The 26602-nt window shown below is 61.6% G+C and carries 24 protein-coding genes; 17 read left to right on the top strand and 7 right to left on the bottom strand.

The features are described from left to right. Positions 1–192: 192 nt before the first annotated feature. The 3 genes from ACIPQ1_RS08440 to ACIPQ1_RS08430 form a co-directional block, all read right to left on the bottom strand. On the bottom strand, positions 193–2244 hold the full coding sequence (locus ACIPQ1_RS08440; protein WP_411386703.1) for a putative bifunctional diguanylate cyclase/phosphodiesterase: 2052 nt from the start codon (positions 2242–2244) through the stop codon (positions 193–195). A 295-nt stretch (positions 2245–2539) separates the two neighbouring features. Continuing rightward, entirely contained in the window at positions 2540–3136 is a 597-nt protein-coding gene (locus ACIPQ1_RS08435) for a superoxide dismutase (protein WP_122566812.1), read from the bottom strand. 176 nt (positions 3137–3312) lie between these two features. After that, the gene (locus tag ACIPQ1_RS08430) at positions 3313–3915 is read right to left on the bottom strand and encodes a LysE/ArgO family amino acid transporter (protein WP_250965673.1); all 603 of its coding nucleotides are present in this window, start codon (positions 3913–3915) and stop codon (positions 3313–3315) included. Between the two features lie 96 nt (positions 3916–4011). Here ACIPQ1_RS08430 and ACIPQ1_RS08425 point away from each other — a divergent pair, with 96 nt between their 5' ends. The 4 genes from ACIPQ1_RS08425 to ACIPQ1_RS08410 all read left to right on the top strand — a co-directional run bounded on the left by ACIPQ1_RS08425 (position 4012) and on the right by ACIPQ1_RS08410 (position 8031). Continuing rightward, a complete protein-coding gene (locus ACIPQ1_RS08425; protein ID WP_411386704.1) occupies positions 4012–4905 on the top strand; it encodes a LysR family transcriptional regulator ArgP in 894 nt (297 codons plus the stop codon). Between the two features lie 57 nt (positions 4906–4962). After that, positions 4963–5955, top strand: coding sequence for an NAD-dependent epimerase/dehydratase family protein (locus ACIPQ1_RS08420; RefSeq protein WP_446533936.1), 993 nt, complete (start codon positions 4963–4965; stop codon positions 5953–5955). Between the two features lie 106 nt (positions 5956–6061). Then, the gene (locus ACIPQ1_RS08415) at positions 6062–6943 is read left to right on the top strand and encodes an ATPase (protein ID WP_411386706.1); all 882 of its coding nucleotides are present in this window, start codon (positions 6062–6064) and stop codon (positions 6941–6943) included. Between the two features lie 245 nt (positions 6944–7188). Further along, positions 7189–8031, top strand: coding sequence for a cache domain-containing protein (locus tag ACIPQ1_RS08410; RefSeq protein WP_411386707.1), 843 nt, complete (start codon positions 7189–7191; stop codon positions 8029–8031). A 1042-nt stretch (positions 8032–9073) separates the two neighbouring features. Here the strand turns inward: ACIPQ1_RS08410 and rapA are convergent. Beyond that, complete coding sequence (rapA, locus tag ACIPQ1_RS08405; protein WP_411386708.1) at positions 9074–11920, bottom strand: RNA polymerase-associated protein RapA; 2847 nt, start codon at positions 11918–11920, stop codon at positions 9074–9076. 229 nt (positions 11921–12149) lie between these two features. Here rapA and ACIPQ1_RS08400 point away from each other — a divergent pair, with 229 nt between their 5' ends. The 3 genes from ACIPQ1_RS08400 to ccoM all read left to right on the top strand — a co-directional run bounded on the left by ACIPQ1_RS08400 (position 12150) and on the right by ccoM (position 13009). Continuing rightward, a complete protein-coding gene (locus ACIPQ1_RS08400) occupies positions 12150–12491 on the top strand; it encodes an aspartate-semialdehyde dehydrogenase (RefSeq protein WP_250966010.1) in 342 nt (113 codons plus the stop codon). A 95-nt stretch (positions 12492–12586) separates the two neighbouring features. Continuing rightward, complete coding sequence (locus ACIPQ1_RS08395; protein WP_003198631.1) at positions 12587–12748, top strand: hypothetical protein; 162 nt, start codon at positions 12587–12589, stop codon at positions 12746–12748. A 144-nt stretch (positions 12749–12892) separates the two neighbouring features. Next, on the top strand, positions 12893–13009 hold the full coding sequence (ccoM, locus tag ACIPQ1_RS08390) for a cytochrome c oxidase subunit CcoM (protein WP_025212288.1): 117 nt from the start codon (positions 12893–12895) through the stop codon (positions 13007–13009). A gap of 252 nt (positions 13010–13261) precedes the next feature. Here ccoM and ACIPQ1_RS08385 read toward each other — a convergent pair whose 3' ends face one another. The 3 genes from ACIPQ1_RS08385 to ACIPQ1_RS08375 all read right to left on the bottom strand — a co-directional run bounded on the left by ACIPQ1_RS08385 (position 13262) and on the right by ACIPQ1_RS08375 (position 15522). After that, positions 13262–14737 (bottom strand): inorganic phosphate transporter, encoded by a 1476-nt coding sequence (locus ACIPQ1_RS08385; protein WP_186704480.1) that lies wholly within the window; start codon positions 14735–14737, stop codon positions 13262–13264. Between the two features lie 365 nt (positions 14738–15102). Continuing rightward, positions 15103–15303 (bottom strand): hypothetical protein, encoded by a 201-nt coding sequence (locus tag ACIPQ1_RS08380; RefSeq protein ID WP_003184509.1) that lies wholly within the window; start codon positions 15301–15303, stop codon positions 15103–15105. A 96-nt stretch (positions 15304–15399) separates the two neighbouring features. Continuing rightward, positions 15400–15522, bottom strand: a complete 123-nt coding sequence (locus ACIPQ1_RS08375; RefSeq protein ID WP_284739249.1) for a hypothetical protein — start codon at positions 15520–15522, stop codon at positions 15400–15402. Positions 15523–15872: 350 nt separating this feature from the next. Here ACIPQ1_RS08375 and pcaR point away from each other — a divergent pair, with 350 nt between their 5' ends. The 10 genes from pcaR (at position 15873) to pcaD (ending at position 26599) form a co-directional block, all read left to right on the top strand. Next, entirely contained in the window at positions 15873–16715 is an 843-nt protein-coding gene (pcaR, locus tag ACIPQ1_RS08370; protein WP_003184507.1) for a pca regulon transcriptional regulator PcaR, read from the top strand. A gap of 141 nt (positions 16716–16856) precedes the next feature. Continuing rightward, positions 16857–18203, top strand: coding sequence for an aromatic acid/H+ symport family MFS transporter (locus ACIPQ1_RS08365; protein WP_446533935.1), 1347 nt, complete (start codon positions 16857–16859; stop codon positions 18201–18203). A 312-nt stretch (positions 18204–18515) separates the two neighbouring features. After that, entirely contained in the window at positions 18516–19376 is an 861-nt protein-coding gene (locus tag ACIPQ1_RS08360; protein WP_186730795.1) for a CoA transferase subunit A, read from the top strand. Next, on the top strand, positions 19373–20152 hold the full coding sequence (locus ACIPQ1_RS08355; RefSeq protein WP_181290317.1) for a CoA-transferase subunit beta: 780 nt from the start codon (positions 19373–19375) through the stop codon (positions 20150–20152). The genes ACIPQ1_RS08360 and ACIPQ1_RS08355 overlap by 4 nt, the downstream gene beginning before the upstream one ends. Continuing rightward, complete coding sequence (gene pcaF, locus ACIPQ1_RS08350; RefSeq protein WP_411386710.1) at positions 20149–21354, top strand: 3-oxoadipyl-CoA thiolase; 1206 nt, start codon at positions 20149–20151, stop codon at positions 21352–21354. The genes ACIPQ1_RS08355 and pcaF overlap by 4 nt, the downstream gene beginning before the upstream one ends. Before the next feature lie 38 nt (positions 21355–21392). Further along, the gene (gene pcaH / locus ACIPQ1_RS08345) at positions 21393–22097 is read left to right on the top strand and encodes a protocatechuate 3,4-dioxygenase subunit beta (RefSeq protein WP_250965740.1); all 705 of its coding nucleotides are present in this window, start codon (positions 21393–21395) and stop codon (positions 22095–22097) included. Position 22098: 1 nt separating this feature from the next. Further along, complete coding sequence (gene pcaG / locus ACIPQ1_RS08340) at positions 22099–22665, top strand: protocatechuate 3,4-dioxygenase subunit alpha (protein ID WP_446533934.1); 567 nt, start codon at positions 22099–22101, stop codon at positions 22663–22665. A 316-nt stretch (positions 22666–22981) separates the two neighbouring features. Continuing rightward, the gene (locus tag ACIPQ1_RS08335; protein WP_250965738.1) at positions 22982–24277 is read left to right on the top strand and encodes an MFS family transporter; all 1296 of its coding nucleotides are present in this window, start codon (positions 22982–22984) and stop codon (positions 24275–24277) included. 144 nt (positions 24278–24421) lie between these two features. Beyond that, on the top strand, positions 24422–25786 hold the full coding sequence (locus ACIPQ1_RS08330; RefSeq protein WP_411386711.1) for a 3-carboxy-cis,cis-muconate cycloisomerase: 1365 nt from the start codon (positions 24422–24424) through the stop codon (positions 25784–25786). Positions 25787–25798: 12 nt separating this feature from the next. Beyond that, a complete protein-coding gene (pcaD, locus tag ACIPQ1_RS08325; protein ID WP_250965736.1) occupies positions 25799–26599 on the top strand; it encodes a 3-oxoadipate enol-lactonase in 801 nt (266 codons plus the stop codon). Positions 26600–26602 lie beyond the last annotated feature (3 nt).

The raw sequence follows: 26602 nt of genomic DNA, 5'->3' as shown, positions 1-26602 counted from the left end.
GCATTATGTGTAAAGGGTTATGGTTGTAAATATTTCTTGTTTAATGATGAGAATCACCCCCTGTAGGAGGCGTCTGTAGGAGCTGCCGAGCGAAGCGAGGCTGCGATCTTTCCCCTGGCGCTTGAATCCCAAGCGAACAAACCAAAGATCGCAGGCTTCGCCAGCTCCTACGAAGGCTTGGTGCTGGGGGGGTCAGATTATGGAAACCTTGCTGCGCTCGGCCTGCTTCAGGTAAATACCCAACTCCCGCGCCGGCAGCGGTTTGCTGTAATAGTACCCCTGACCTTCATGGCAGCCCTCGGCGATGATGTAGGCTTCCTGCTCCACCGTCTCGACGCCCTCGGCAATGACCTGCATCCCCAGGCTCTTGCCCAACTGGATGATGGCCCGGACGATGGTCGCGTCGTCCTCGTCGTCGAGCAGGTCCTGGACGAAGCTCTTGTCGATCTTGATCTTGTCCAGCGGCAGGCTCTTGAGGTAGCTCAGGGACGAATAGCCGGTGCCGAAGTCATCGATGGCAATCAGCGCCCCGGAGCGGCGCAGGCTCAGCAAGTGCTGGGCCGCGGTGGTGATGTCTTCCATCAGGCCGGTCTCGGTGACTTCCAGTTCCAGGCTGCGCGGCGGCAGCCGGTACATCTGCAGGAGATTGTTCACCACCCGCGGCAGCTCGGCGTGGTGCAGTTGCACCGTCGACAGGTTGACCGCCATGCGCAGGTCGAGGAAACCCTGGTCGTGCCATTCGCGCAATTGCCTGCACGCCTGGTCCAGCACCCATTCGCCGATAGCGATGATGGTGCCGTTCTGTTCGGCCAGGGGAATGAACAAGTCCGGCGGCACCAGGCCGTGCTCGGGATGGTGCCAGCGAATCAAGGCTTCGGTGCCGACTATCCGCAGGTCGCGGTAGCTGATCTGCGGTTGGTACACCAGGCTGAACTGCTCGCGGGCAAGGGCCTCGCGCAGGTCTTTTTCCAGTTCGCGACGGCGGCGCATCTCGCTGTCGACGCTGGCGATGTAGAACTGGTAGCGATTGCGCGAGCGGCTCTTGGCCAGGGTCATGGTCTGCTCGGCTTTCTGCAACAGTTTCTCGGTGCTGTCACCGTCTTCGGGGAAGAGGGTGATGCCAATAGTGGCCCGCAGGCGGATCTGCTGATCATCGATGGCGAACGGCGCTTCCAGGTCATCGAGGATGCTCTGGGCCAGCTCGGCGGCCTCGTAGGGCTGCTCGATGTCGGCTTGGACCAGGGCGAACTGGTCGCCCCCCAACCGCGCCAGCGCGCCGAGCCGGCCGCTGTGGGCCCGCAGCCGATCCGCCAGGGCCAGCAGCAACTGGTCGCCGGTCTGATAGCTGAACTGCTCGTTGATGCCCTTGAAGTCATCCAACCCCACACACAGCACCGCCACCCGACGTTGCAGGCGCCCGGCGTCCACCAGGATCTTGTCCAGTTGCTGTTGCAGTTGCTGGCGGTTGGGCAGGCCGGTGAGAAAATCGTACTGGGCCATGCGCAGCAGGCTGTTTTCCGCTTCGTGGCGCAGGTGCGTGTTGCGTTCGATGGATTCGAGCAATTGGTTGGCCGTGTTGATCCACAGGCCCAGCTCGTTTCGTTCATGGCCGCGCAGCTGCGGGATCTTGTGCGCGCTGGGGCGATCGGGGTTGATTTCGGTCAGGTGCTCGATGATCCGCGACAACGGCTTGGTCAGCAGCCAGTGATAGACCAGGTACAGCACCAAGCCCATGGCCAGGGCCCGCAGCATCCCGGAGATAAAGATGATCACCGAGCTGACGATGAAGCCCTCGCCGTAGGTGGCGGTGTCGAGGGTGATGCTCAGGTCGCCGTAATATTCGCTGTAGGGGCCGCGTCCCACCAGTTGCGTGGTGAAGGTGCGCTCTTTGCCCAGGATCAGGTCGGTCAGCCAGCGGCTGTCGGAGTGCTTCAAGGGTCGGGCTTTTTCGGCGAGCATGGTTTCGCGGGGGTGGCCGATGGACGCCATGCGTACGGCTTCGTCCTGGAACAGGCCCTCGATCACCTGCATGCCCATTTCCCGGTCCAGGCTGTAGACGGCCTGGGTCGAAGGGTCGCGGAACATGTCGAGGATACGTTGGGCGTCAGTGGCGACGGCCTGGTTGGTTTTGTAGGCATCGAACACGATCTGGGCGCAGCTCAAGACCACACCAACGATCAATGCCGAGAGGAGCACGACCCGGAGCAACTTCACAGACAAGCTGTTCTTGAGTTCCAGCTTCAAAGAGTGGTTCCTTGTTCCGTGCGGGTAGCGTCAAGTTGCCATGAGTATTGGCAATCCTGTGATGTCAGTCAAAGGGACAATCAAACACAAGGGTTTTCGCTTGAAACCTGACCGGTATACGTTTTTTCCAGAGTGATTGCTCTACGACCATTGTGTCGGTTGAAAGGCACCGCAACTTGAGGCCCGCCGGGATTTTTTCTTGCTTTCCAGACGCGAGGTGTCTTGTCTGCGATCATTTTTCGCCGTGCAAAAAAAACCCGGCATGGCGCCGGGTTTCTTTGGTCTGGCATCGAGCTTAGGCAGTGAAGGCTTTACCTTCGAACTGCTCGGCGACGAATTTCCAGTTGACCAGGTTCCAGAACGCTTCGACGTATTTCGGACGAACGTTGCGGTAGTCGATGTAGTAGGCGTGTTCCCACACGTCGCAGGTCAACAGCGGGGTGTCGCCGTTGGTCAGCGGGTTGCCGGCGCCGATGGTGCTGGCCAGGGCCAGGGAACCGTCAGCTTTTTTGACCAGCCAGCCCCAGCCGGAACCGAAGGTGCCGATGGACGTCTTGCTGAACTCTTCCTTGAACTTGTCGAACGAACCGAAGGCTGCATTGATGGCTTCAGCCAGGGCGCCGGTTGGTTGACCGCCGGCGTTTGGCGCCAGGCAGTTCCAGTAGAAGGTGTGGTTCCAGACCTGAGCGGCGTTGTTGAAGATACCGCCCGAGGAAGTCTTGACGATTTCTTCCAGGGTCTTGCCTTCGAACTCGGTGCCAGGCACCAGGTTGTTCAGGTTCACGACGTAGGTGTTGTGGTGCTTGTCGTGGTGGTACTCCAGAGTCTCTTTGGAGATGTGCGGCTGCAGTGCATCGTGTGGATAGGGCAGCGGCGGCAATTCGAAAGCCATGGTGATTCTCCTAATCAGGTCAGGTTGCGGTGAGCGCAAGGCCGATCACGGGCGGCCAGACTAGCGCCGGGGAGTTTGTACTCTTTGCGGCGCAGGAGTCGGATCATAGCACCGGGGGTGCGGCATAACCACGCAACAACTGTGTGGAATAGAGGTTCCAGAGCGGTTTGGAATAATCAGCCGGTGACGATCAATTGCATCGCCACGGTAAACATCATTACCGCTACCAAGAGGTCCAGGAACCGCCAAGTGCTTGGGCGGGCCAACCACGGTGCCAGCCATGCCGCGCCGATGGCCAGGGTGAGGAACCAGAGCAGCGAGGCACTGGCCGCCCCTATCACGTAGGCGCCGGGCACGCTCTGCTGGGCGCCGAGGGAACCGATCAGCAGCACCGTGTCGAGGTAGACGTGGGGGTTGAGCAGCGTCACCGCCAGCGCGCTGAGCAACACCGCCCGCAGCGAGCGTACGGCGTGGTTCTCACTTTGCTTCAGGCTCTGCTTCGAGCAGGCCCGACGCAAGGCCTGGCTGGCGTACCAGAGCAGGAACGCCGCACCGCCCCAGCGGGCAATCGACAGCAGCAACGGACTCTGGGCCAGCAAGGTCGCCAGGCCGAAAACCCCGGCGGCGACCAACAGGGCATCGCAGGTGATGCACAGCGCCGCTACCGGCAAGTGATGCTCGCGGCGTAGGCTCTGGGCCAGTACGAACGCATTCTGGGCGCCGATGGCCATGATCAGCCCGAGGGCCACCACGAGCCCGTTCACATAGCTTTGCCACATTTTTTTATCCCCCGGTCAGTTGCTGTCGCTGGTCATTTTCCCGGGAAGGGCTGTATAAGAAAAACCAATATTGCTGATTGCCCATTAGGATTACTGATGTTCGACTACAAATTGCTCTCTGCCCTGGCCGCCGTGGTCGAGCAGGCCGGTTTCGAGCGCGCAGCCCAGGTGCTGGGTTTGTCGCAGTCGGCCATTTCCCAACGAATCAAGTTGCTGGAGGCGCGTGCCGGCCAGCCCGTCCTGGTGCGGGCCACGCCGCCGGTGCCGACGGAAATCGGCCGCCGGCTGCTCAACCACGTGCAACAGGTGCGGCTGCTCGAGCGTGACCTGCAAAGCCTGGTGCCGGCGCTGGATGAAGAGGGCCTGCCGGAGCGTCTGCGCATCGCCTTGAACGCCGACAGTTTGGCGACCTGGTGGGCCGCTGCCGTGGGCGATTTCTGCGCCGACCAACACCTGTTGCTCGACTTGGTGGTGGAGGACCAGACCGTTGGCCTCAAGCGCATGCGCGCCGGTGAAGTGGCGGCCTGTGTCTGCGCCAGCGAACGCCCGGTGGCGGGCGCCCGCAGTGTCTTGCTGGGGGCGATGCGTTACCGGGCGTTGGCCAGCCCGGCCTTCATCGCCCGGCATTTTCCCGGCGGCGTGCGAGCCGATCAACTGGCCCGTACGCCAGCCTTGGTGTTTGGTCCGGATGATTTCCTGCAACACCGCTACCTCGCGTCCGTGGGCGTGGAGGGCGGTTTCGAGCATCATCTGTGCCCCTCGTCCGAAGGTTTCATCCGTCTCGCTGAAGCGGGACTGGGCTGGGGGCTGGTGCCGGAGCTGCAAGTGCGCGAACAGCTGGAACGAGGCGTGCTGGTGGAATTGTTGGCAGATAAACCGATCGATGTGCCGCTGTACTGGCATCATTGGCGCAATGGTGGACAGTTGCTCGGCTTATTGACCGAGCGACTGATCGCAGCGGCAAGCAGCACGCTGCAAGCAGTCGGTTAAAAGCCCTTGGCTTGAAGCTTGAGGCTTGTAGCTCGAATCTGATTTTTAGGAGCATGCATGAAGATTTTGGTCACCGGCGCGAGCGGCTTCATTGGCGGGCGCTTTGCGCGTTTCGCCCTGGAGCAGGGCCTGGATGTGCGGGTCACCGGTCGCCGGGCCGAGAGTGTGGAGCACCTGGTGCGGCGCGGTGCGCAATTCGTCCAAGGGGACTTGAGCGACCCGCTGCTGGCCCGCGACCTGTGCCTGGATGTCGAGGCCGTGGTGCATTGCGCCGGTTCCGTTGGGCTGTGGGGTCGCTACCAGGATTTCCACCAGGGCAACGTTCAGGTCACGGAAAATGTCGTCGAGGCCTGCCTCAAGCAGAAGGTGCGTCGCCTGGTTCATCTGTCCTCGCCGTCCATTTACTTTGATGGCCGTGACCACCTCGGGTTGACCGAAGAACAGGTGCCCAAGCGCTTCAAGCATCCTTATGCCGCCACCAAGTACCTGGCCGAGCAGAAAGTCTTCGGCGCCCAGGAGTTCGGCCTAGAAGTGCTGGCCCTGCGCCCGCGCTTCGTGACGGGTGCCGGTGATATGAGTATTTTTCCGCGCCTGTTGAAAATGCAGCGCAAGGGGCGCCTGGCCATTGTCGGCAACGGCTTGAACAAGGTGGATTTCACCAGCGTGCAGAACCTCAACGAAGCGTTGCTCAGCAGTCTGCTGGCTAGCGATTCCGCCTTGGGCAAGGCCTACAACATCAGCAACGGCGCACCGGTCCCATTGTGGGATGTGGTCAATTATGTGATGCGCCAGATGGAAGTCCCACAGGTCCGACGTTATCGTTCCTACGGCTTGGCTTACAGCGTCGCGGCCCTGAATGAAGGGGTCTGCAAGCTCTGGCCGGGCCGCCCCGAACCGACGCTGTCGCGCCTGGGCATGCAGGTCATGAACAAAAATTTCACCCTGGACATCAGCCGGGCCCGGCATTATCTCGATTACGATCCGCAAGTCAGCCTCTGGACCGCCCTGGATGAATTTTGCGCCTGGTGGACGGTCCAAAACGCCCGCTGATCGGCCCGCCATGAACCGAGTGCCCGGTTCGGGGTCAATCGGTGCGGCGGGCGACGGGGTTATACTCGCCGCATCAAGCCATTACCGGTTTCCCAAAGGTCGAACCATGCCCATGCGTAACGATGCCAACGACGACTTCGATGATGTACCGAGCCTGCGGATGCGGGCCGACATTCCCGATGACGATGATTTCCTGCCCAACCGCCAGCCGCCCCACGTACAAGCGCGCCCGGCGCCGGCTGCCGCGGCGAAGGTCAAGGTCAAGGGGCCCAGCACCGGGCCGCTGTGGGCATTGGTCGGCGCGCTGTTGTGTGCGTTCGGTTTCCTGGCCTGGTGGAGCTTCCAGCAGATTTCCCTGATGGAGCAGCAGTTGGTGGCGACTCAGGAAAGCTTCGCCCGGATCAGTGAAGATGCGGCGGGGCGCTTGCAGGACATTTCCGGCAAGGTGGTCGCCGGGCAGTCCAATGTCATGAGTGACAGTGAAGCCTTGAAATTGCAGATCAAACAGTTGGACAACAAGCTGCAGGAGCAGGCCCGGCAATTCGACGGCAAGCTGCAGGAGCAGTACCGGCAGCAACAAGCCACGTTCGGTCCGTCCGCCGACCTGGACAAGGAACTGGCCCAGCTCATTGCCCAGGCTTCTGACCAGCAGAACACCAACACTCAACTGCAAGCTTCCAACAAGGAGCTCCAAGCCCAGGTCAAGGCGCTGGCCGCTGAAGTGACCGCCTTGAAGAATCAAGGCGAGGGTGGTGCCCTGGATGCCCAGCTCAAGAGCATCGGTGCCGACATCACCGCCCTGAAAAGAGCCACCTCCAACTCTGCCATCGAGCGCCTGGAGCAGGACGTGATCGTGCTCAAGAGCCAGCAGGATAACAGCAACACCGCCGAGTTCGACGCCTTCCGCGGGCAGGTCACCCGCAACATCAATACCTTGCAAGCGCAGATCCAGCATTTGCAGCAGCAACTCAGCGCTCGGGCTCAATAGTCGGGGGGCGTTTGTTCGCGATAGTGGAGTATCCCGGCGCATCCTTCTGAATGTGCCGCCGCCATCGCGAGCAAGCTCGCTCCCACAGTAAACGCGGTCCAGTGGGAGCGAGCTTGCTCGCGATAGCGCCATGTCAGTCGATATCAATCCCACTGACTCGACTCCCCAGCAATCCCCTGAATACTCCAACATTAACCCACGCCGTCTACGCTCTGGAAACACCAACAAGAACGAGGGGCGCACGCATGGGTTTTTTTCACAGGATGGCCTGGCTGGGCGCAATGCTCATGCTGGGGATGGCCCAGGCCCAGGCGGCCACTGCGGACGATGGCCACGCGGCCCGGGCGCTGCTGGAGAAGGCCTTGGCCTATTACCATGACAACGGTGACAAGGCTTTCGCCGCCTTCAGCCGCCAAGGGGAATTTGTCGACAAGGATCGTTATGTGTTCGTGGTCGATACCCAGGGTGTGATGCTTGCCAGCGGCGGACCTTCCTCGGCGTTGATCGGGCGGGACGTGTCCGAAGTACTGGGGCCGGATTTGCGCAAAGCCTTCAAGGACGCCTTGAAAACTCCCGAGGCCAGCGGCATTCAGCAAGCCGAGTACCGTTGGCAGAACTGGGCAGACGGCAAGGTCGAGCGCAAACATGTGTATTTCCAGCGTGTTGGTGAGCGAATCCTGGCCGTCGGTTATTACTTGCCGCGTGCTTCAGCCGAACAGGCCCGGGCACTGCTGGACAAGGCCTCGAGTGACCTGCTGAAAAACGAGAAAGCCACGCTGACGGCAGTCAACGCTCTGAAGGGCGGGTATCTGCAGGATGATTTGTATGTCTTTGTCGTCGACCTCGATACCCGGCGCTATGTTGGCCATGGCACCAACCTGCGTTTGATCAATACCGACTTTGCCAAGGTCAAGGACCCGGATGGCAAACCGGTGGGGGAGCCGATCCTGGCCATGATCGGCAAGCAGGATGTGGGGGAGTATGAGTATCGTTGGAAGAATCCGGTGACCGGGAAGATTGAGGACAAGCACGCGTATCTGAAGAAGGTTGGGCATTTTCTGGTGGCGGTGGGGTATTACAGTCCTTGAGGCTTGGGGGCTGGGGCTGGGGCTGGGGCTGGGTTTTGGGTTTTGGGTGTATATCCGTTTCTTAGGTAACGGCCACTGGCGGTTCCGCCCTTACGGCGGGTCACTTTTGGAAGAGCGCCAAAAGTAACCAAAAGCGCTTTGCCCCACCACTCGGTGCCTCGCTTAGGCTCGGCATGCCCTCACTCCGGCATTGCTCCGTGGGCCGCCGCGAAGGGCCATCCATGGCCCAGCGCGGCTATCCCGGCATCCATGCCGGGATGCCCACTGCGCAATGCCTGCGTTCGGCCATCGTGGTTAACGGGGCGCTCAGATCAAGATCAAGATCCAAAGCAAGAGCAAGAGCAAGAGCAAGAGCAAGAGCAAGAGCAAGAGCAAGAGCAAGAGCAAGAGCAAGAGCAAGAGCAAGAGCAAGAGCAAGAGCAAGAGCAAGAGCAAAAGCGGGGCACATGCCTGCATTTATTTGGCTGAGCCACCGCTATCGCGAGCAAGCTCGCTCCCACAATGGGCCGCAGTGAACACAAAACTCATGAACACCCAAGATCCCCTGTGGGAGCTTGCTCGCGAAGAGGCGGCACATCTAACATCACCGCAAACTGACACACCGCTATCGCGAGCAAGCTCGCTCCCACAATGGGTCTGCAGTGAACACAAGACTCATGAACACCCAAGATCCCCTGTGGGAGCGAGCTTGCTCGCGAAGAGGCCGGCGCACCAACATCACCGTCAACTGACACACCGCTTTCGCGAGCAAGCCCGCTCCCACAATGGGCCGCAGTGAACACAAAACTCATGAGCACCCAAGATCCCCTGTGGGAGCGAGCCTGCTCGCGAAGAGGCCGGCCCATCCAACATCACCGCAAACTGACCCACCGCCTTCGCGAGCAGGCTCGCTCCCACATTAGGGGAAACGCGATCACCCTGAGCCAGGTCGGCTATCAGGCCGCCTCGCGGCGGCGCTGTAAAAGCGGAACCGCCAGCGGCCGTTACCGAAAAAACGGATATACACCCGATAAAAGCACCACAGCCGGGATCCCAGCCAAACTCAGCCCGCCACCAACACCCGAATCGCCTCCAAACGCAGCGCTGCCTTCTCAAGCATCGCCAAGCCTTGCTCCCGCTGTTGGCGCAGGGCCACCAGTTCGCTGTCGCGCACGGTCGGGTTGACCGCTTGCAGGGCGGTCAGGCGTGCCAGTTCCTCGTCGGTATCGGCCGCCAGGCGGCGCTGGGCCTCGGCCACGCGCTCGGCGTGACGCGGGGCGATCTTCTCTTCGCCGGCATTGATACGAGGCGTGAGCTGGTCTCGCTGGGCCTGGATGAACTTGTTGGCGCTGGCGCGCGGCACGCTTTCGAGCTGGTCGTTCAGGGTTTCGAACGAGACCCGGGCGGCCAGGTCGTTGCCGTTGGCGTCCAACAGGCAGCGCAGGGCGGCCGGCGGCAGGTAGCGGCCCAGTTGCAGCGAGCGCGGCGCAACCACCTCACTGACGTAGAGCAGCTCCAGCAACACGGTGCCGGGCTTGAGCGCCTTGTTCTTGATCAGTGCCACGGCGGTGTTGCCCATGGAGCCGGACAGCACCAGGTCCATGCCACCTTGCACCATCGGGTGCTCCCAGGTGATGAACTGCATGTCTTCGCGCGACAGCGCCTGGTTGCGGTCATAGGTGATGGTCACGCCTTCGTCGTCGCCCAGCGGGAAGCTGGCGTCGAGCATTTTTTCGCTCGGCTTGAGGATCAGTGCGTTTTCCGAATGGTCTTCGCTGTCGATACCAAAGGCGTCGAACAGGGTTTCCATGTAGATCGGCAAGGCAAACTGGTCATCCTGCTCGAGAATGGCTTCCACCAGCGCATCGCCTTCACCGGCGCCGCCGGAGTTGAGCTCCAGCAAACGGTCGCGACCGGTGTGCAGCTCGGCCTCCAGGCGCTCGCGTTCGGTACGGGCCTCGTCGATCAGAGCCTGCCACTGGCCATCATCGGCTTCCTCCAGCAAGGGCAGCAGGCGCGGGCCGAACTGGTGTTGCAAGGCGTTGCCGGTCGGGCAGGTGTTGAGGAAGGCATTCAGGGCTTCGTGATACCACTGGAACAGCCGCGCCTGGGGGCTGGTTTCCAGGTAGGGCGCATGCAGCTCGATGGTGTGCTTCTGGCCGATCCGGTCCAGACGACCGATACGTTGTTCCAGCAGGTCCGGGTGCGCCGGCAGGTCGAACAGCACCAAATGATGGGCAAACTGGAAGTTACGCCCCTCACTGCCGATTTCCGAACAGATCAGTACCTGGGCACCAAACTCTTCGTCGGCGAAATAGGCCGCCGCGCGGTCGCGCTCCAGGATATTCATGCCTTCGTGGAACACCGTGGCCGGGATGCCGGAGCGCACGCGCAGGGCGTCCTCCAGGTCCATGGCGGTTTCGGCGTGGGCACAGATCACCAGCACTTTGGTGCGCTTGAGCATCTTCAGGGTGTCGATCAGCCACTCGACCCGCGGGTCGAAACGCCACCAGCGTTCTTCTTCGCTGGCGTCCGGCTGGGCCTGGAAGCTGACTTCCGGGTACAGCTCGGGGTGATCGCCCAAGGGCAGTTCGAGGTACTCGGCCGGGCACGGCAGCGGGTAGGCGTGCAGCTTGCGCTCGGGGAAGCCCTGTACGGCGGCGCGGGTGTTGCGGAACAGCACGCGACCGGTACCGTGGCGATCCAGCAGTTCACGCACCAGGCGAGCACTGGCTTCGACATCGCCATCATTGACGGCGGTCAGCAATGCTTCGCCTTCGTTCCCCAGGAAACCCTGGATGGTCTTGTGGGCTTCGGGCGAGAGGCGGCCTTTGTCCAGCAGCTCCTGCACGGCTTCGGCCACCGGACGATAGTTTTCGCTCTCGGCGCGGAAGGCCTTGAGGTCATGGAAACGGTTCGGGTCCAGCAGGCGCAGGCGGGCGAAATGGCTGTCCTGACCCAGTTGTTCCGGGGTCGCGGTCAGCAGCAGCACGCCCGGGATGGTTTCGGCAAGCTGCTCGACCAGGGCGTACTGCGGGCTAACCTGGTCTTCGTGCCACACCAGGTGATGGGCTTCGTCGACCACCAGCAGGTCCCAGCCGGCGGCGAACAGCGCGTCCTGGGCCTTTTCGTCGTCCACCAGCCACTCCAGCGCCACCAGGGCCAATTGGGTGTCTTCGAACGGGTTGCTGGCATCGCTTTCGATGAAGCGCTCTTCGTCGAACAGCGCGACCTGGAGGTTGAAGCGCCGACGCATTTCCACCAGCCACTGGTGCTGCAGGTTTTCCGGCACCAGGATCAGGACGCGGTTGGCACGGCCGGACAGCAACTGGCGATGGATGACCAGGCCGGCTTCGATGGTCTTGCCCAGGCCCACTTCGTCGGCCAGCAATACCCGCGGCGCAATGCGGTCGGCCACTTCACGGGCAATATGCAGTTGGTGGGCGATTGGCTGGGCACGTACGCCGCCCAGGCCCCACAGGGAAGATTGTAGCTGGCGGCTGGTGTGTTCCAAGGTGTGATAGCGCAGGGAGAACCAGGCCAGCGGGTCGATCTGGCCGGCGAACAGACGGTCGCTGGCCAGGCGGAACTGGATAAAATTCGACAATTGGGTCTCGGGCAGGGTGACCACTTCGTTCTGCTCGTTGAGACCGTGGTAGACCAGCAGCCCATCGACGTCATCGACTTCGCGCACGGTCATTTTCCAGCTTTCGAAGTGAGTGATCACATCGCCCGGCGAAAACCGTACACGGGTAAGTGGCGCATTCCGTAGCGCGTACTGGCGAGTGTCGCCAGTGGCCGGATAGAGCACGGTCAACAAGCGGCCGTCCTGTGCCAGAACGGTGCCTAAACCCAGCTCGGCTTCGCTGTCACTGATCCAGCGTTGCCCCGGTTGATACTGCTGCGCCATGCTGCCTGACTCCCGCCTTGAAAAAGCCGGTTATCTTAACGGAAGGATCCTTCATACCAAAGGATTTACGTACGCTGATTCGTCGCGATGCTACGGAACTTATGCTTGCCCGGCGATCAAACAAGCTCGGCCCTGGTCATCGCCGCAATTGCCAACTGGGTCACAAGTTTCGGACCGGCGGTTCAAGCTGCCACTTTAGCCGCCGACAACCTGAAGACAGGAGAACCTTATGTTGCCACCCATACTCCCTTTGAGCGTTGTACCCATCACCGCTCAACAGGATCCGGTTCGCCAGCGACCGGACATACCGCCCGTGGTCCCGGTGCAGCAAAGCTCCAACGAAAGCACCATCGACCTGCAAAACCGCGACCCGGAAGAGACCGCGCTGCTGTTGCGCGAGGAGCAGCAGCGCCAGCAGGAGCGCGAGCGCCGCCGCCGCGAGGCCGATGAAGACCCTGAAGAGCACCTGGCCGTACCGGGTACCGAACTCAACGCCGACAATACCGTGCCGGTGGTGCCGCTGATCGACGAAGAGCCGCGCCAAGGCCTGTGGGTCGATATCCAGATCTGATCCCGGGTGTCTGGCTGCATTCACAGGCTGGTCAACGCCGCCAACAGCCCGCATCATGGGCGCATCCGCAATTCACTGCACGATGCCCACACGCCATGAGCCAAGACGACAAGCTGATCGACCTCAGTGCCGAGCGCGCCAAGCGCGTTCACGACCTCAACGAAAAACGCCTCAATGAAGTCCGCCAGGCGTTCGAGCAGGCCATGCCGTTGGGCAAGCCCAAGAAAAAGTCGAAGAACAAGCCGAAAAAGCGCTGAACCCCCTCGATCCATTGATGCAGATCAGTTATTTCCCCACCTTTGCGCCCCGTCGAGGGCGTTATTGACCCCGGTCAATTTTCATCCAGGCCTGATTGGTTACCTTGAACCCATCGCAACAGGGGCAAGACCAGGAGGCCAGTCATGTTTTTCGATAATGTGGTGTTTGCGGGGGTGTTGACGGTCGGCCTCATGTTCGTGTTTTTCGCAGGTTTTGGATTATTCATCTGGAAAGACGCACACAAGCGGAAAAAACCGTAGGTCTTTCTGGCTACAACGAGCACGCAAGGCATTTTGGGCGACTTCGGTCGCCCTTTTTTTTGGCAAATTTTCCCGGTTCCACACGAAGCCATTGTGGGAGCGAGCTTGCTCGCGATAGCGGTATGCCTGTAACTACAGATGTCGACTGACCCACCGCCATCGCGAGCAAGCTCGCTCCCACAGGTGTCTGGTGTCCGGGCATAAAAAAGGTGCGACCCGCAAGGGTTGCACCTTTTTTGTGAGCCGCTGGAATCAGCTGCCGATGGCCTTGGACGCCAGCCAGAACAGCGCCGCCGACAGTGCCACCGTCGCTGGCAGGGTCAGTACCCAGGCCAGCAGGATGGTGCGTACGGTGCCGCCTTGCAGGCCGCTCTTGTTAGCGACCATGGTGCCCGCCACGCCGGAAGACAGCACGTGAGTAGTAGAAACCGGCAGGCTGAAGATATTCGCCGCGCCGATCATGCACGCGGTGGTGATCTGCGCCGACATACCTTGCGCATAGGTCATGCCTTGTTTGCCGATCTTCTCGCCGATGGTCAGCACCACACGCTTCCAGCCGACCATGGTGCCCAGGCCCAGTGCCAGCGCGACTGCCAGGATCACCCAGAACGGGGCGTACTCGGTGGTGGCGGTCAGGTCCTTGCGCAGCTTGTTCAAGTCATCTTTTTCGCGAGCTGCCAAGCCTGGCAACTTGCCTACCTTCTTCGCCGTGTCGTCCAGGCAGAGCAGGTAGCGACGAACCTCGATGCGTCGTTCCGACGGCAGCGAATGGTAGTCCGCCACGCCTTTGAGCGTGTCGAGCAGGGCATTGATGGTCGGCTCGGTCTGCTGCGGGTTGCAGCGGAATTTCTCGGGCAGATCGCCGTTCACGCTTTTGCCCAGCGCCAGGTATTCACCCAGGGACTCGTGGTTGCGTTGGTAGAACTGGCTCAGGTGCAAGGTTGCGTCACGGGTCCGCTCGATCTGGTAGGTGGTGCTGCCCAGATCCAGTACGAACTGCGCCGGCACGATACCGATCAGCACCAGCATGATCAGGCCGATACCTTTCTGGCCATCGTTGGAACCGTGGACAAAGCTGACGGCCATGGCCGAGATCACCAGTACCAGGCGGTTCCAGAACGGCGGGTGTTTCTTGTCGTCGATCTGGCGGCGCTGTTCCGGCGTCTTGTGCATCTTCGACAGCGGACGCCACCATTTCAGGCCGATCAGCACCAGGGCGGCGATCAGGAACCCGGCCATGGGCGAGAACACCAGGGAAGCGCCGATATCGATCGCCTTCTGCCAGTTCACCCCGTCGGCCAACGGGATATCGTTGATCAGCGCGTTGGCCAGACCCACGCCGAGGATCGAACCGATCAATGTGTGGGAACTGGATGCCGGGATACCGAAGTACCAGGTGCCCAGGTTCCAGGTGATGGCCGCTGCGAGCAGCGAAAACACCATGGCCAGCCCGTGTCCGGTGTTCACATTGATCAGCAGCTCCACGGGCAACAGGTGAACGATGGCGTACGCCACCCCCACGCCGCCCAGCAACACACCGAGAAAGTTGAACACACCGGAAAAGAACACCGCCAGGTGAGGCGGCATGGCTTTGGTGTAGATAACAGTGGCAACCGCGTTAGCGGTGTCATGAAAGCCGTTGATGAACTCGAAGGCGAGGACAAAAGCCAGGGCGAGCAAGAGGCTCACAAGCACCCAAGCATCCAGTCCGCTGAATAAATCGATCATGAAGGTTTTCTGACCCGGTCATAAGGGGGCGCGATTATGCCAGAAAACCTCGGTAATCGATGCACTGCCTGCTCATCGGTAACATTCTTCAACGAAAATAATTGTAGGGCAGCCCCAAGCGCCAGGTTTGCCGCGGGTTGCGTAACCCTTTGAATCAGGGGCGCAAAGCACACTTGGCCAGGATCACGGCAAGCTGAATGATGCCGTGAGCGGTTGTATGAAATTTCTGAAAAGGAGGTCGGCCATGACCCTTCCCGACCGTCGGGCAGGAGCGGATGGCGGCCCGCTCATGGCGGGCGTGCGCTACGGATTCCAGCCTGGGTGGCGGCCGGAAACCTCTTCACAGGAACCTCGGGCGCTGAGCGTCACTGCTCTTCGGCTTTGAGTTCCTTTTCCATTTTCTGGAGTTCTTGGGTGAAGGCCTGGTCCTGAACGGTGGCGCGCTTACGCCAGGGTTTGCGTTCCGGTTCAGGTTGCGCGGCGTAGGTGGTGACTTCCCCGCCGTAAACTTCCTTGTAACGTTGTTCCTGGCGCTCAAGTTCCGCGCGCAGTTCGTCTTTCGTCACAGTTTTACCTAAATTAATTGAAGTTGAATCTGGTGATACGCACTGCATGTGGACATGCAGACGGCCACGGCACCAGAGCTGACAGCTGACGTAGCATCAGGGCTTCGCGTTGTTGCCAAACAGGGGAAGCGACCATAACGGCGCTTCGGGCACCAGGGTAATGACCACGGCGCCTGCGTACGGGAACGGTCGATTGGCCGTACCGTCACTGTTTTGCATTATAGCGGCCCAGCCGAATAACACTATCGGGAAAATTAAAAGGTGCTGTTGTTGTGTGAACTCATGTTTGTATGTGCAACTTGTATCACCGCGTGCAAAAAGGTCGGCGAGTACCGCTATCCAGATGCCATTCACGCCGACAAGTTCAATTGGCCCACGCCTTCACGCCAGACAAAATCATTGTTTCCTGCAACTTAACTCAACGGTGTTCGCAGCGGGAGCCATTCGATAGCTGACCCGATTGCGATTATCGGTCGACGGTTCGATAATCGAACGCTCTCGGCCGGCGGCCCTTGCTTGCCCATCGGGCAGCCGCTTGAATAGCCGTCATTCCCGGGGAAGGATCAAACATGAACGACCAATTGCGCAATGCCTTCACTTCCGTCGCGCCACCGATCGTCGCCTCGCCGGCCAAGCGGATCCAGGCCTTGACTGGTGACCCCGACTTCATGACGTCCTTGGCTCGCGGTTTGGCCGTGGTCCAGGCCTTCCAGGAACGCAAGCGGCACCTGACCATCGCCCAGATCAGCCACCGCACGGAAATTCCCCGCGCCGCTGTCAGGCGTTGCCTGCATACCTTGATCAAGCTGGGCTACGCCACCACGGACGGGCGCACCTATTCGCTGCTGCCCAAAGTGTTGACCCTCGGTCACGCCTATCTGTCTTCCACACCCTTGGCCGTTTCTGCCCAGCCGTACCTGGACCGCATGAGCGAGCAACTGCACGAAGCCTGCAACATGGCCACGCTCGAAGGCGACGACATTCTCTATATCGCCCGCTCCGCGACCACCCAGCGCCTGATTTCGGTGGACCTTTCGGTGGGCGGGCGCCTGCCAGCCTATTGCACCTCCATGGGCAGGATTCTCCTGGCGGCCCTGGATGATGCGTCGTTGCGCGACTACCTCGACCACGCCGACCTGCAGGCCAAGACCAGCCGCACCTTGCACACACCTGAGGCTTTGCTCGAGTGCCTGCAACAGGTGCGGCAGCAGGGCTGGTGCATCGTCGACCAGGAACTGGAACAGGGTCTGCGTTCGATTGCCGTACCGGTGTACGACGCTTCCGGTCAAGTAGTGGCCGCGCTAAACGTCAGTACCCATGCCGGGCGGGTCAGCCGCAATGAGCTGGAGCAACGCTTCCTGCCTGGCCTGCTGGGGGCCAGTCGCGACCTGAGCGCGCAGCTGTTCACTTAAGCTGTTCGATAAACGCACACAGTCGGCGGCGATGAATTGACGGTATTTGCCCGGCCTCATTAATGTCGCGCAGCGTCATCCGGCGTGTGTCGCCGGGTCTCCGTTCGTCCGCCTGCGTTTTTCGCTTGGAATAAAAATAAAATGAACCAGCCCCAGACCTCCGTAGGCAATTGCCTCGATGTGCAGTCCTTCATCAATACCCAGCCCATATCGCGTTATCAGTGGCGGGTGGTGATTCTGTGTTTCCTGATTGTATTCCTCGACGGCCTCGATACGGCCGCGATGGGTTTCATCGCCCCGGCGTTGTCCCAGGATTGGGGCATCGATCGCGCCAGCCTCGGCCCTGTAATGAGTGCCGCGCTGATCGGCATGGTGTTCGGCGCACTGGGTTCAGGGCCGTTGGCTGACCGCTTCGGGCGAAAAGTCGTACTGGTGGGCGCGGTCGTGCTGTTCGGCGCGTTCAGCCTGGCCTCGGCCTACAGCACCAACGTCGATCAATTGCTGGTATTGCGGTTCTTGACCGGCCTGGGCTTGGGCGCCGGGATGCCGAACGCCACCACTTTGCTCTCGGAGTACACCCCGGAACGCAAGAAATCGCTGTTGGTGACTAGCATGTTCTGTGGCTTCAACCTGGGCATGGCGGGCGGCGGGTTCATCTCCGCCAAGTTGATCCCGGCCTTCGGTTGGCACAGCCTGCTGCTGATCGGCGGGGTGCTGCCGTTGATCCTGGCGGTCGTGTTGCTGTTCTGGCTGCCGGAGTCGGCGCGTTACCTGGTGGTGCGCAATCGCGGCACCGATAAAGTGCGCAAGACCCTGGCGCCGATCGAGCCGCACACGGTTGCCCAAGCGGCGAGCTTCAGCGTACCGGAACAGAAAACCGTCAAGGCCCGCAACGTGCTGGCGGTGATTTTCTCCGGCACCTACAGCGCCGGCACCTTGCTGCTGTGGCTGACCTATTTCATGGGCCTGGTGATTGTCTACCTGTTGACCAGTTGGCTGCCGACCTTGATGCGCGACAGCGGCGCGAGCATGGAACAGGCCGCGTTTATCGGCGCGTTGTTTCAATTCGGCGGCGTATTGAGCGCTGTGTTTGTCGGTTGGGCGATGGACCGATTCAATCCGCACAAGGTCATCGGCCTTTTCTATCTGATGGCCGGGGTGTTTGCCTACGCGGTGGGGCAGAGCCTGGGCAACATCACCGTGCTCGCCACCCTGGTGCTGGTGGCCGGCATGTGCGTCAACGGCGCGCAATCGGCGATGCCTTCCCTGGCGGCGCGTTTCTACCCGACCCAGGGCCGGGCCACCGGGGTCTCGTGGATGCTGGGCATCGGTCGTTTCGGCGCGATCCTCGGCGCCTGGATGGGCGCCACACTGCTGGGGCTGGGCTGGAACTTTGAACAGGTCCTGACGGCGCTGGTTATTCCTGCGGCGCTGGCGACCACGGCGGTGGTGATCAAGGGCATGGTCAGTCATGCGGATGCGACCTGAGCTGTTCACCTGCACGAAACCCTGAGTCCACACCTGTGGCGAGGGAGCTTGCTCCCGCTGGGGCGCGAAGCGGCCCTCTATATTAGGGCTGCTACGCAGCCCAGCGGGAGCAAGCTCCCTCGCCACGGGTTCCACCTGTTTTCGATGTGAGGGCAAATCGATAGCCAAACAACAATCTGTTCGATAAACGAACACTCAGTCGATTATCGGATTGTTTTGCCGCCATCCCGAAGCTTAATCTTCAGTCACTCCGGCGCTTAACCTCGCGCCTTTTTCTTCATGTCGGTCTACTGGATAACGGGAGCCTGCCCCATGGCTGAAATCCTTTCGCTGCACGACGCGGTGAAGCAATTCGTCAATGACGGCGATACCGTCGCGCTCGAAGGCTTCACTCACCTGATTCCTACGGCGGCGGGTCATGAAATCATTCGTCAGGGCAAGAAAGATCTGACCCTGGTGCGCATGACGCCTGACCTGATCTATGACCAGTTGATCGGCGCCGGTTGTGCTCGCAAGTTGATTTTCTCCTGGGGCGGCAACCCTGGCGTCGGGTCGTTGCACCGCTTGCGCGATGCCGTGGAGAAACAATGGCCACACCCGCTGGAGATCGAGGAACACAGCCACGCCGACCTGGCCAATGCCTACGTCGCTGGCGCTTCCGGCCTGCCGTTCGCAGTGTTGCGGGCCTACGCCGGTTCTGACCTGCCGAAGGTCAACCCGCTGATCAAGAGCGTGACCTGTCCCTTCACCGGTGAAGTCCTGGCCGCCGTGCCTTCGGTGCGCCCGGACGTCACGGTGATCCATGCCCAGAAAGCCGACCGCAAGGGCAACGTGTTGCTATGGGGCATCCTCGGTGTGCAGAAAGAAGCTGCCCTGGCCGCCAAGCGTTGCATCGTCACCGTGGAAGAAATCGTCGACGACCTGAACGCGCCGATGAACGCCTGCGTGCTGCCGACCTGGGCGTTGAGCGCCGTGTGCCATGTCCCCGGCGGTGCCCATCCGTCCTACGCCCACGGCTACACCGAGCGTGACAACCGTTTCTACCAGGCGTGGGACCCGATCGCCCGGGACCGTGAGACCTTTACCGCATGGATCAACGAATACATTCACGGCACTCGAGATTTCAGTGAATTCCAGGCCCGGCTGGCAGCCGCTTCGCAGGTGAAACCATGAACTACTCCACCAACGAAATGATGACCGTCGCCGCTGCGCGTCGCTTGAAGAACAATGCCGTGTGCTTCGTCGGCATCGGCCTGCCGTCGAAAGCGGCCAACCTGGCGCGGCTGACCTCGTCGCCGGACGTCGTGCTGATCTACGAATCGGGTCCGATCGGTGCCAAGCCCAGCGTACTGCCGCTGTCCATCGGCGACGGTGAGCTGGCGGAAACCGCGGACACTGTCGTACCGACCGGTGAGATTTTTCGCTACTGGCTGCAGGGCGGGCGTATCGATGTCGGTTTCCTTGGCGCGGCCCAGGTCGACCGTTTTGGCAACATCAACACCACGGTGGTGGGCGACTACCATCAGCCGAAAGTCCGCTTGCCGGGTGCCGGTGGCGCGCCGGAAATCGCCGGTTCCGCCAAAAGCGTGTTGATCATCCTCAAGCAGTCGGCGCGTTCGTTTGTCGACAAGCTGGATTTCATCACCTCGGTGGGCCATGGCGAAGGCGGTGATTCGCGCAAGCGTCTTGGCCTGCCGGGGGCGGGGCCCGTGGGCATCATCACCGATTTGTGCATCATGGAACCGGAAGCCGGCAGCCATGAATTCGTGGTCACCGCGCTGCACCCCGGCGTGACCCGCGAGCAAGTCATTGCGGCCACCGGGTGGGCGATTCGTTTCGCCGACCAGGTGCAAACCACCGCCGAGCCGACCGAGGTGGAGTTGCGCGCACTGCGCGACCTGGAAGCTCGCACCGCGGCGGCCCACGGCCAGGCACCGGGAGAAGCTTGATGCGCGACGTGTATATCTGTGATGCGATTCGAACCCCGATCGGTCGGTTTGGCGGCGGTTTGTCTGCCGTGCGCGCCGATGACCTGGCCGCTGTGCCGATCAAGGCGCTGATGGAACGCAATCCATCGGTGGACTGGAATGCGGTGGATGAGGTGTTCCTCGGCTGTGCCAACCAGGCCGGCGAAGACAACCGCAACGTGGCGCGCATGGCGCTGTTGTTGGCGGGCCTGCCGGAAAGCATTCCCGGCGTGACCCTCAATCGCCTTTGCGCCTCGGGCATGGACGCCATCGGCACCGCGTTCCGCGCCATTGCCAGCGGCGAGATGGAACTGGCCATCGCTGGCGGCGTGGAGTCGATGTCTCGGGCGCCGTTCGTGATGGGCAAGGCCGACGCCGCGTTTTCCCGCAACATGAAGCTGGAAGACACCACCATCGGCTGGCGTTTCATCAACCCATTGATGAAAGCCCAGTACGGCGTGGACGCGATGCCGCAGACTGCCGATAACGTGGCCGATGACTACGCCGTGTCCCGCGCCGACCAGGACGCTTTCGCCTTGCGCAGCCAACAGCGAACGGCGGCGGCCCAGGCGGCAGGTTTTTTCGCCGAAGAAATCGTGCCGGTGCGCATCACTCATAAAAAAGGCGAAACCGTGGTCGAACAGGACGAGCACCCGCGCGCCGACACCACGCTGGAAACCTTGGGCAAACTCAAACCGGTCAATGGCCCTGACAAGACCGTCACCGCCGGCAACGCTTCGGGTGTCAACGACGGCGCGGCCGCCTTGATCCTGGCGTCGGCCGAAGCGGTGAAAAAACATGGCCTGACGCCTCGGGGCAAAGTGTTGGGCATGGCCAGCGCCGGCGTCGCGCCACGGGTGATGGGCATTGGCCCGGTGCCGGCAGTGCGCAAGCTCACTGAACGCCTGGGCCTGGCGGTCGCGGATTTCGATGTGATCGAACTCAATGAAGCCTTTGCCAGCCAGGGCCTGGCGGTGCTGCGGGACTTGGGGCTGGCGGACGATGCGCCGCAGGTCAACCCGAACGGCGGCGCTATCGCCCTCGGCCATCCACTGGGCATGAGCGGGGCGCGCTTGGTGATGACGGCGTTGCACCATTTGGAAAAGACCGGCGGCAAGAAAGGCCTGGCGACCATGTGCGTCGGCGTCGGCCAGGGTCTGGCATTGGCCATCGAACGCGTCTGACGCGTCGCTCTACTAATAAGAAAACCGAGGAATGCTTCATGACTGACAAGCCTGGTTATCGTCGCCCCCAAGCGGGCACCCAGCCGGAGTATCTGCACCCGCCTTACCAGTCCACCAACCTGCGCTCGCCGTCCAAGCCGTTGGTGTTCCTGCCCCATTCGCTGTCGGAAATTACCGGCCCGACGGTAGGCGCCGACCGCTTGCAGGAAAAGGACCACGACCTGACCGCCCAGCATGCCGGCGAGCCACTGGGGGAGCGGATCATTATTCACGGGCGGGTGCTGGATGAGCACGGCCAGCCGGTGTCCGGCATCCTGGTGGAAATCTGGCAGGCCAACGCCGCCGGCCGCTATAACCATGACCGTGACGACCATGACGCGCCGCTGGACCCGAACTTCACCGGCACCGGTCGCACCGTGACCGATGCCGACGGCTGGTATCAGTTCCAGACCATCAAGCCCGGCGCTTATCCGTGGGGCAACCATCACAACGCCTGGCGCCCGGCGCATATCCATTTCTCACTGTTCGGGCCGAGCATCCTGACGCGCCTGGTGACGCAGATGTATTTCCCGGGCGATCCCTTGCTGGAATACGACCCGATCTACAACTGCGTGCCGGACACCCGCGCCAAGGAGCGCCTGATCGCCCGGTTCGACCTGGAAAAAACCGTCCCTCACTACGCCCTCGGTTACCGCTGGGACATCGTCTTGCGCGGCCGCGATGCCACGCCGATGGAGAAATAAGATGACGCTCACCGCCACCACGTCCCATACCGTTGGCCCTTACTACCACATCGGCCTGACCTGGCTGAACCGCGAAGACCTGACCGTTGCCCAAACCCTTGGCCAACGTGTGGCAATCACCGGGCAGGTGGTCGACGGTAATGGCCAGTTCGTCAACGACGCGATGCTGGAAGTCTGGCAGGCCAACGCCGCCGGCAAATACGCCCACCCGGAAGACGACCAGGACAAGCCCCTGGACCCGCACTTCGAGGGCTTCGGTCGAGTGCCGGTGGATGCCGAAGGGCGCTTCCGCTTCACCACCATCAAGCCGGGCACTGTGCCAGGGCTGGGCGGTGCGACCCAGGCGCCGCATCTGGTCGTGCTGGTGTTCGCACGTGGGCTGGTCAAGCATTTGCTGACACGCATCTACTTTGACGGCGAGCAGGCCAACGAAGCTGACCCGCTGTTGGCCTGCGTGCCCGAGGAGCGCCGCGGCACCCTCGTCGCCAAGCCCGATGCGTCGGGCGTGTACCAGTGGAACGTGATCCTGCAGGGCACGGACGCCGAGACGGTGTTCTTCGATTACTGAGTGATGGGCGATTTTGTGGCGAGGGAGCTTGCTCCCGCTCGGCTTTGTAGGAGCTGGCGAAGCCTGCGATCTTTTGATCTTTCACTTGAAACTCGAGTGATTGGGAAAAGATCGCAGCCTCGCTTCGCTCGACAGCTCCTACGGGCGCAAGCCAGCGGGAGCAAGCTCCCTCGCCACAAAGAAGATGCAACCCTGTGGGAGCGAGCTTGCTCGCGATGGCCGCAGTACAGGCACTACACGTCGAAAAACTGTTTGTGGAACGGGAGTGTTACGAAGTGTGTCTAGACTTCGTCAGCCCCCAACGAGTGAATAACCCATGACCATCCCAATCAGCCACTACACCGGTGAAGAACGCAGCAAGCGCATCTTCGCCATCGTCGGTGCTTCATCCGGCAACCTGGTCGAATGGTTCGACTTCTACGTCTATGCATTCTGTGCGATTTATTTCGCGCCGGCGTTCTTCCCCTCGGACAACCCGACGGTGCAACTGGTCAACACGGCCGGTGTGTTCGCCGCCGGGTTCCTGATGCGGCCCATCGGCGGTTGGATTTTCGGTCGGGTGGCGGATCGCCACGGGCGCAAGAATTCGATGATGATCTCGGTGCTGATGATGTGCTTCGGCTCGTTGCTCATCGCCTGCCTGCCCACCTACAAGGACATCGGCGTCTGGGCGCCGGTGCTGCTGTTGTTCGCGCGCTTGCTGCAAGGCCTGTCGGTGGGCGGCGAATACGGCACTACCGCCACCTACATGAGCGAAGTGGCCCTCAAGGGCCAGCGCGGCTTTTTCGCCTCGTTCCAGTACGTGACGCTGATTGGCGGGCAGCTGCTGGCGGTGTCGCTGGTGGTGGTCCTGCAACAGTTTCTCAACGAGGACGAACTGCGTGCCTACGGTTGGCGGATTCCGTTCGTGGTAGGCGCCGCGGCGGCGTTGATTTCCCTGCTCCTGCGGCGTTCCCTGAAAGAAACCAGCAGCAAGGAAATGCGCGAGAACAAGGACGCCGGCAGCATCGCCGCGCTGTTTCGCGACCACAAGGCGGCGTTTATCACCGTGCTCGGCTACACCGCCGGTGGTTCGCTGATTTTCTACACCTTCACCACCTACATGCAGAAATACCTGGTGAACACCGCAGGCCTGCACGCCAAGACCGCCAGCTACATCATGACCGGCGCGCTGTTCCTCTATATGTGCATGCAACCGCTGTTCGGCATGCTGGCGGACAAGATCGGCCGGCGTAACTCCATGCTTTGGTTCGGTGGCCTGGGAGCGTTGTGCACGGTGCCGATCCTGCTGACGCTCAAAAGCATCAGCAGCCCGTTCCTGGCGTTTGTCCTGATTACGCTGGCGCTGGCCATCGTCAGTTTCTATACCTCCATCAGCGGCCTGGTGAAAGCCGAAATGTTTCCACCTGAAGTGCGGGCACTGGGAGTAGGGTTGGCTTACGCGGTGGCCAATGCGATTTTTGGCGGATCGGCCGAATACGTCGCCTTGAGCCTGAAGGCCCAGGGCATGGAAAACGCCTTTTATTGGTATGTCACGGTGATGATGGGGGTGGCGTTCCTGTTCAGCCTGCGCCTGCCCAAGCAGCCGGCGTATTTGCACCATGACCTGTGAGTGGTGAACCGAAGGCCCGTTAGATTCATTGTGGCGAGGGAGCTTGCTCCCGCTGGGCTGCGCAGCAGCCCTATCTTGTGAGCGCTTCGCACTCAAGCGGGAGCGATCTCTGGCCAAAGGCATCCATTTTTCGAAGGACTGTTTATGAGCGAACGACCGGGCAATCAGCTGTTCGATGCCTACTTCACCGCCCGCGACATGCGCGAGGTGTTCTGCGATGCAGGGCGGGTGCAGGCCATGCTGGACGTCGAGGCCGCATTGGCCCGGGCCCAAGCGCGAGTGGGATTGATCCCCCAGGCCGCGGTGGCGCCGATCGAGAACGCCTGCCGTGCCCAGTTGTACGACTTTGGCGCGTTGAGCGAAGCGATTGCCAGTGCCGGCAACTCGGCGATCCCGCTGGTGAAGGCATTGGGCAAGCGCATCGCCACCGAGAGCGCCGAGGCCGAACGCTACGTGCACCTGGGCGCCACCAGCCAGGACGTGATGGACAGCGGATTGGTGCTGCAACTGCGCCGAGCGTTGGACTTGATCGAGGCAGAGCTGGCGCAACTGGCCGCGACCCTGGCCCGACAAGCCGAACGCTACGCCGCCACACCGCTGGCCGGGCGCACCTGGTTGCAACACGCAACCCCGGTAACCCTGGGCATGAAGATCGCCGGTTGGCTGGGGGCGATCACCCGCAGTCGCCAACGCTTGCGGGAACTCAAGCCGCGTTTGCTGGTGCTGCAATTCGGCGGCGCCTCCGGAACGCTCGCCGCCTTGGGGGAACAGGCGCTGCCGGTCGCCGAAGCCCTGGCCGCCGAGTTGCAACTGAACCTGCCGGAGCAACCGTGGCACACCCAGCGCGATCGCCTGGTGGAGTTCGGCGCGGTGCTAGGGTTGATCGCCGGCAGCCTGGGCAAATTGGGGCGCGACATCAGCCTGTTGATGCAGACCGAGGCCGGTGAAGCCTTCGAACCTTCTGCACCGGGCAAGGGCGGTTCGTCGACGATGCCGCACAAGCGCAACCCGGTGGGCGCGGCGGTGCTGATCGGCGCGGCGACACGAGTGCCTGGCCTGTTGTCGACGCTGTTCAGCGCCATGCCTCAGGAACACGAGCGCAGCCTGGGCCTGTGGCACGCCGAATGGGAAACCCTGCCGGAGATCTGCTGCCTGGTCTCCGGCGCCTTGCAACAGGCGCGACTGCTGGCCGAAGGGCTGGAAGTGGACACGGCGCGCATGGCCCGCAACCTAGAACTGACCCAGGGGTTGGTGCTGGCCGAAGCGGTGAGCATCGTCCTGGCCCAGCGGGTTGGCCGTGACACCGCCCATCATCTGCTGGAGCAATGCTGCAAGCGCGCCGTGGCCGAACAGCGGCATTTGCGCGCTGTGCTGGGAGACGAACCCCAGGTCAACGCGCAGTTATCCGCCACCGAGCTCGACCATCTGCTCGACCCGGCCCACTACCTCGGCCAGGCCCAGACCTGGGTTGCCCGAGCCGTGGCCGAACACCTTGCCTTGAATGCCTGAAAGGAGATTGTTGTGGGATTCGTCAAACTCGCCGAGGGCGATCTGAACTACCGATTGGACGGGCCGCAAGACGCCCCGGTGCTGGTGCTCTCCAACTCCCTGGGCACCGACCTGCACATGTGGGATGAGCAGATCCCGGCCTTCAGCGAACATTTTCGCGTGCTGCGTTTCGACACCCGTGGTCATGGCCAGTCGCTGGTGACCGAAGGCCCCTACAGCATTGAACAGCTGGGTCGCGATGTGCTGGCGATGCTTGATCAGTTGAAGATCGACAAGGTGCATTTCTGCGGCTTGTCGATGGGGGGCTTGATCGGTCAATGGCTGGGCATCAATGCCAGTGAACGCTTGCACAAACTGGTGGTGTGCAACACCGCGGCCAAGATCGGCGACCCGTCGATGTGGAACCCGCGCATCGAAACCGTGCTGCGTGACGGCAAGGATGCGATGGTGGCGTTGCGCGATGCGTCGATTGCCCGCTGGTTTACCCCCGACTTTGCCGAGGCCCAGCCTGCGACGGCAAAAAAAATCACTGAGATGCTGGCCGCGACCTCGCCCCAGGGTTATGCCGCCAACTGCGCGGCGGTGCGTGATGCCGATTTTCGCGAGCAGTTATCATCGATTCGCGTGCCGCTGCTGGTGATCGCCGGCACCGAAGATGCGGTGACGCCACCGTCGGGTGGGCACTTTATCCAAGAGCGCGTCAATGGCGCCGAGTACGCCGAGTTCCATGCCGCGCACCTGTCCAACGTCCAGGCCGGTGCTGCGTTCAGTGCGCGGGTCTTGGATTTCCTGCTTGATTCTGGCCGTGCCTGAGGA

It is taken from the genome of Pseudomonas sp. LARHCG127, from assembly GCF_052871455.1.
Note: the sequence above shows the minus strand (reverse complement) of the source record. Positions and strands in the feature narration are given on the sequence as shown.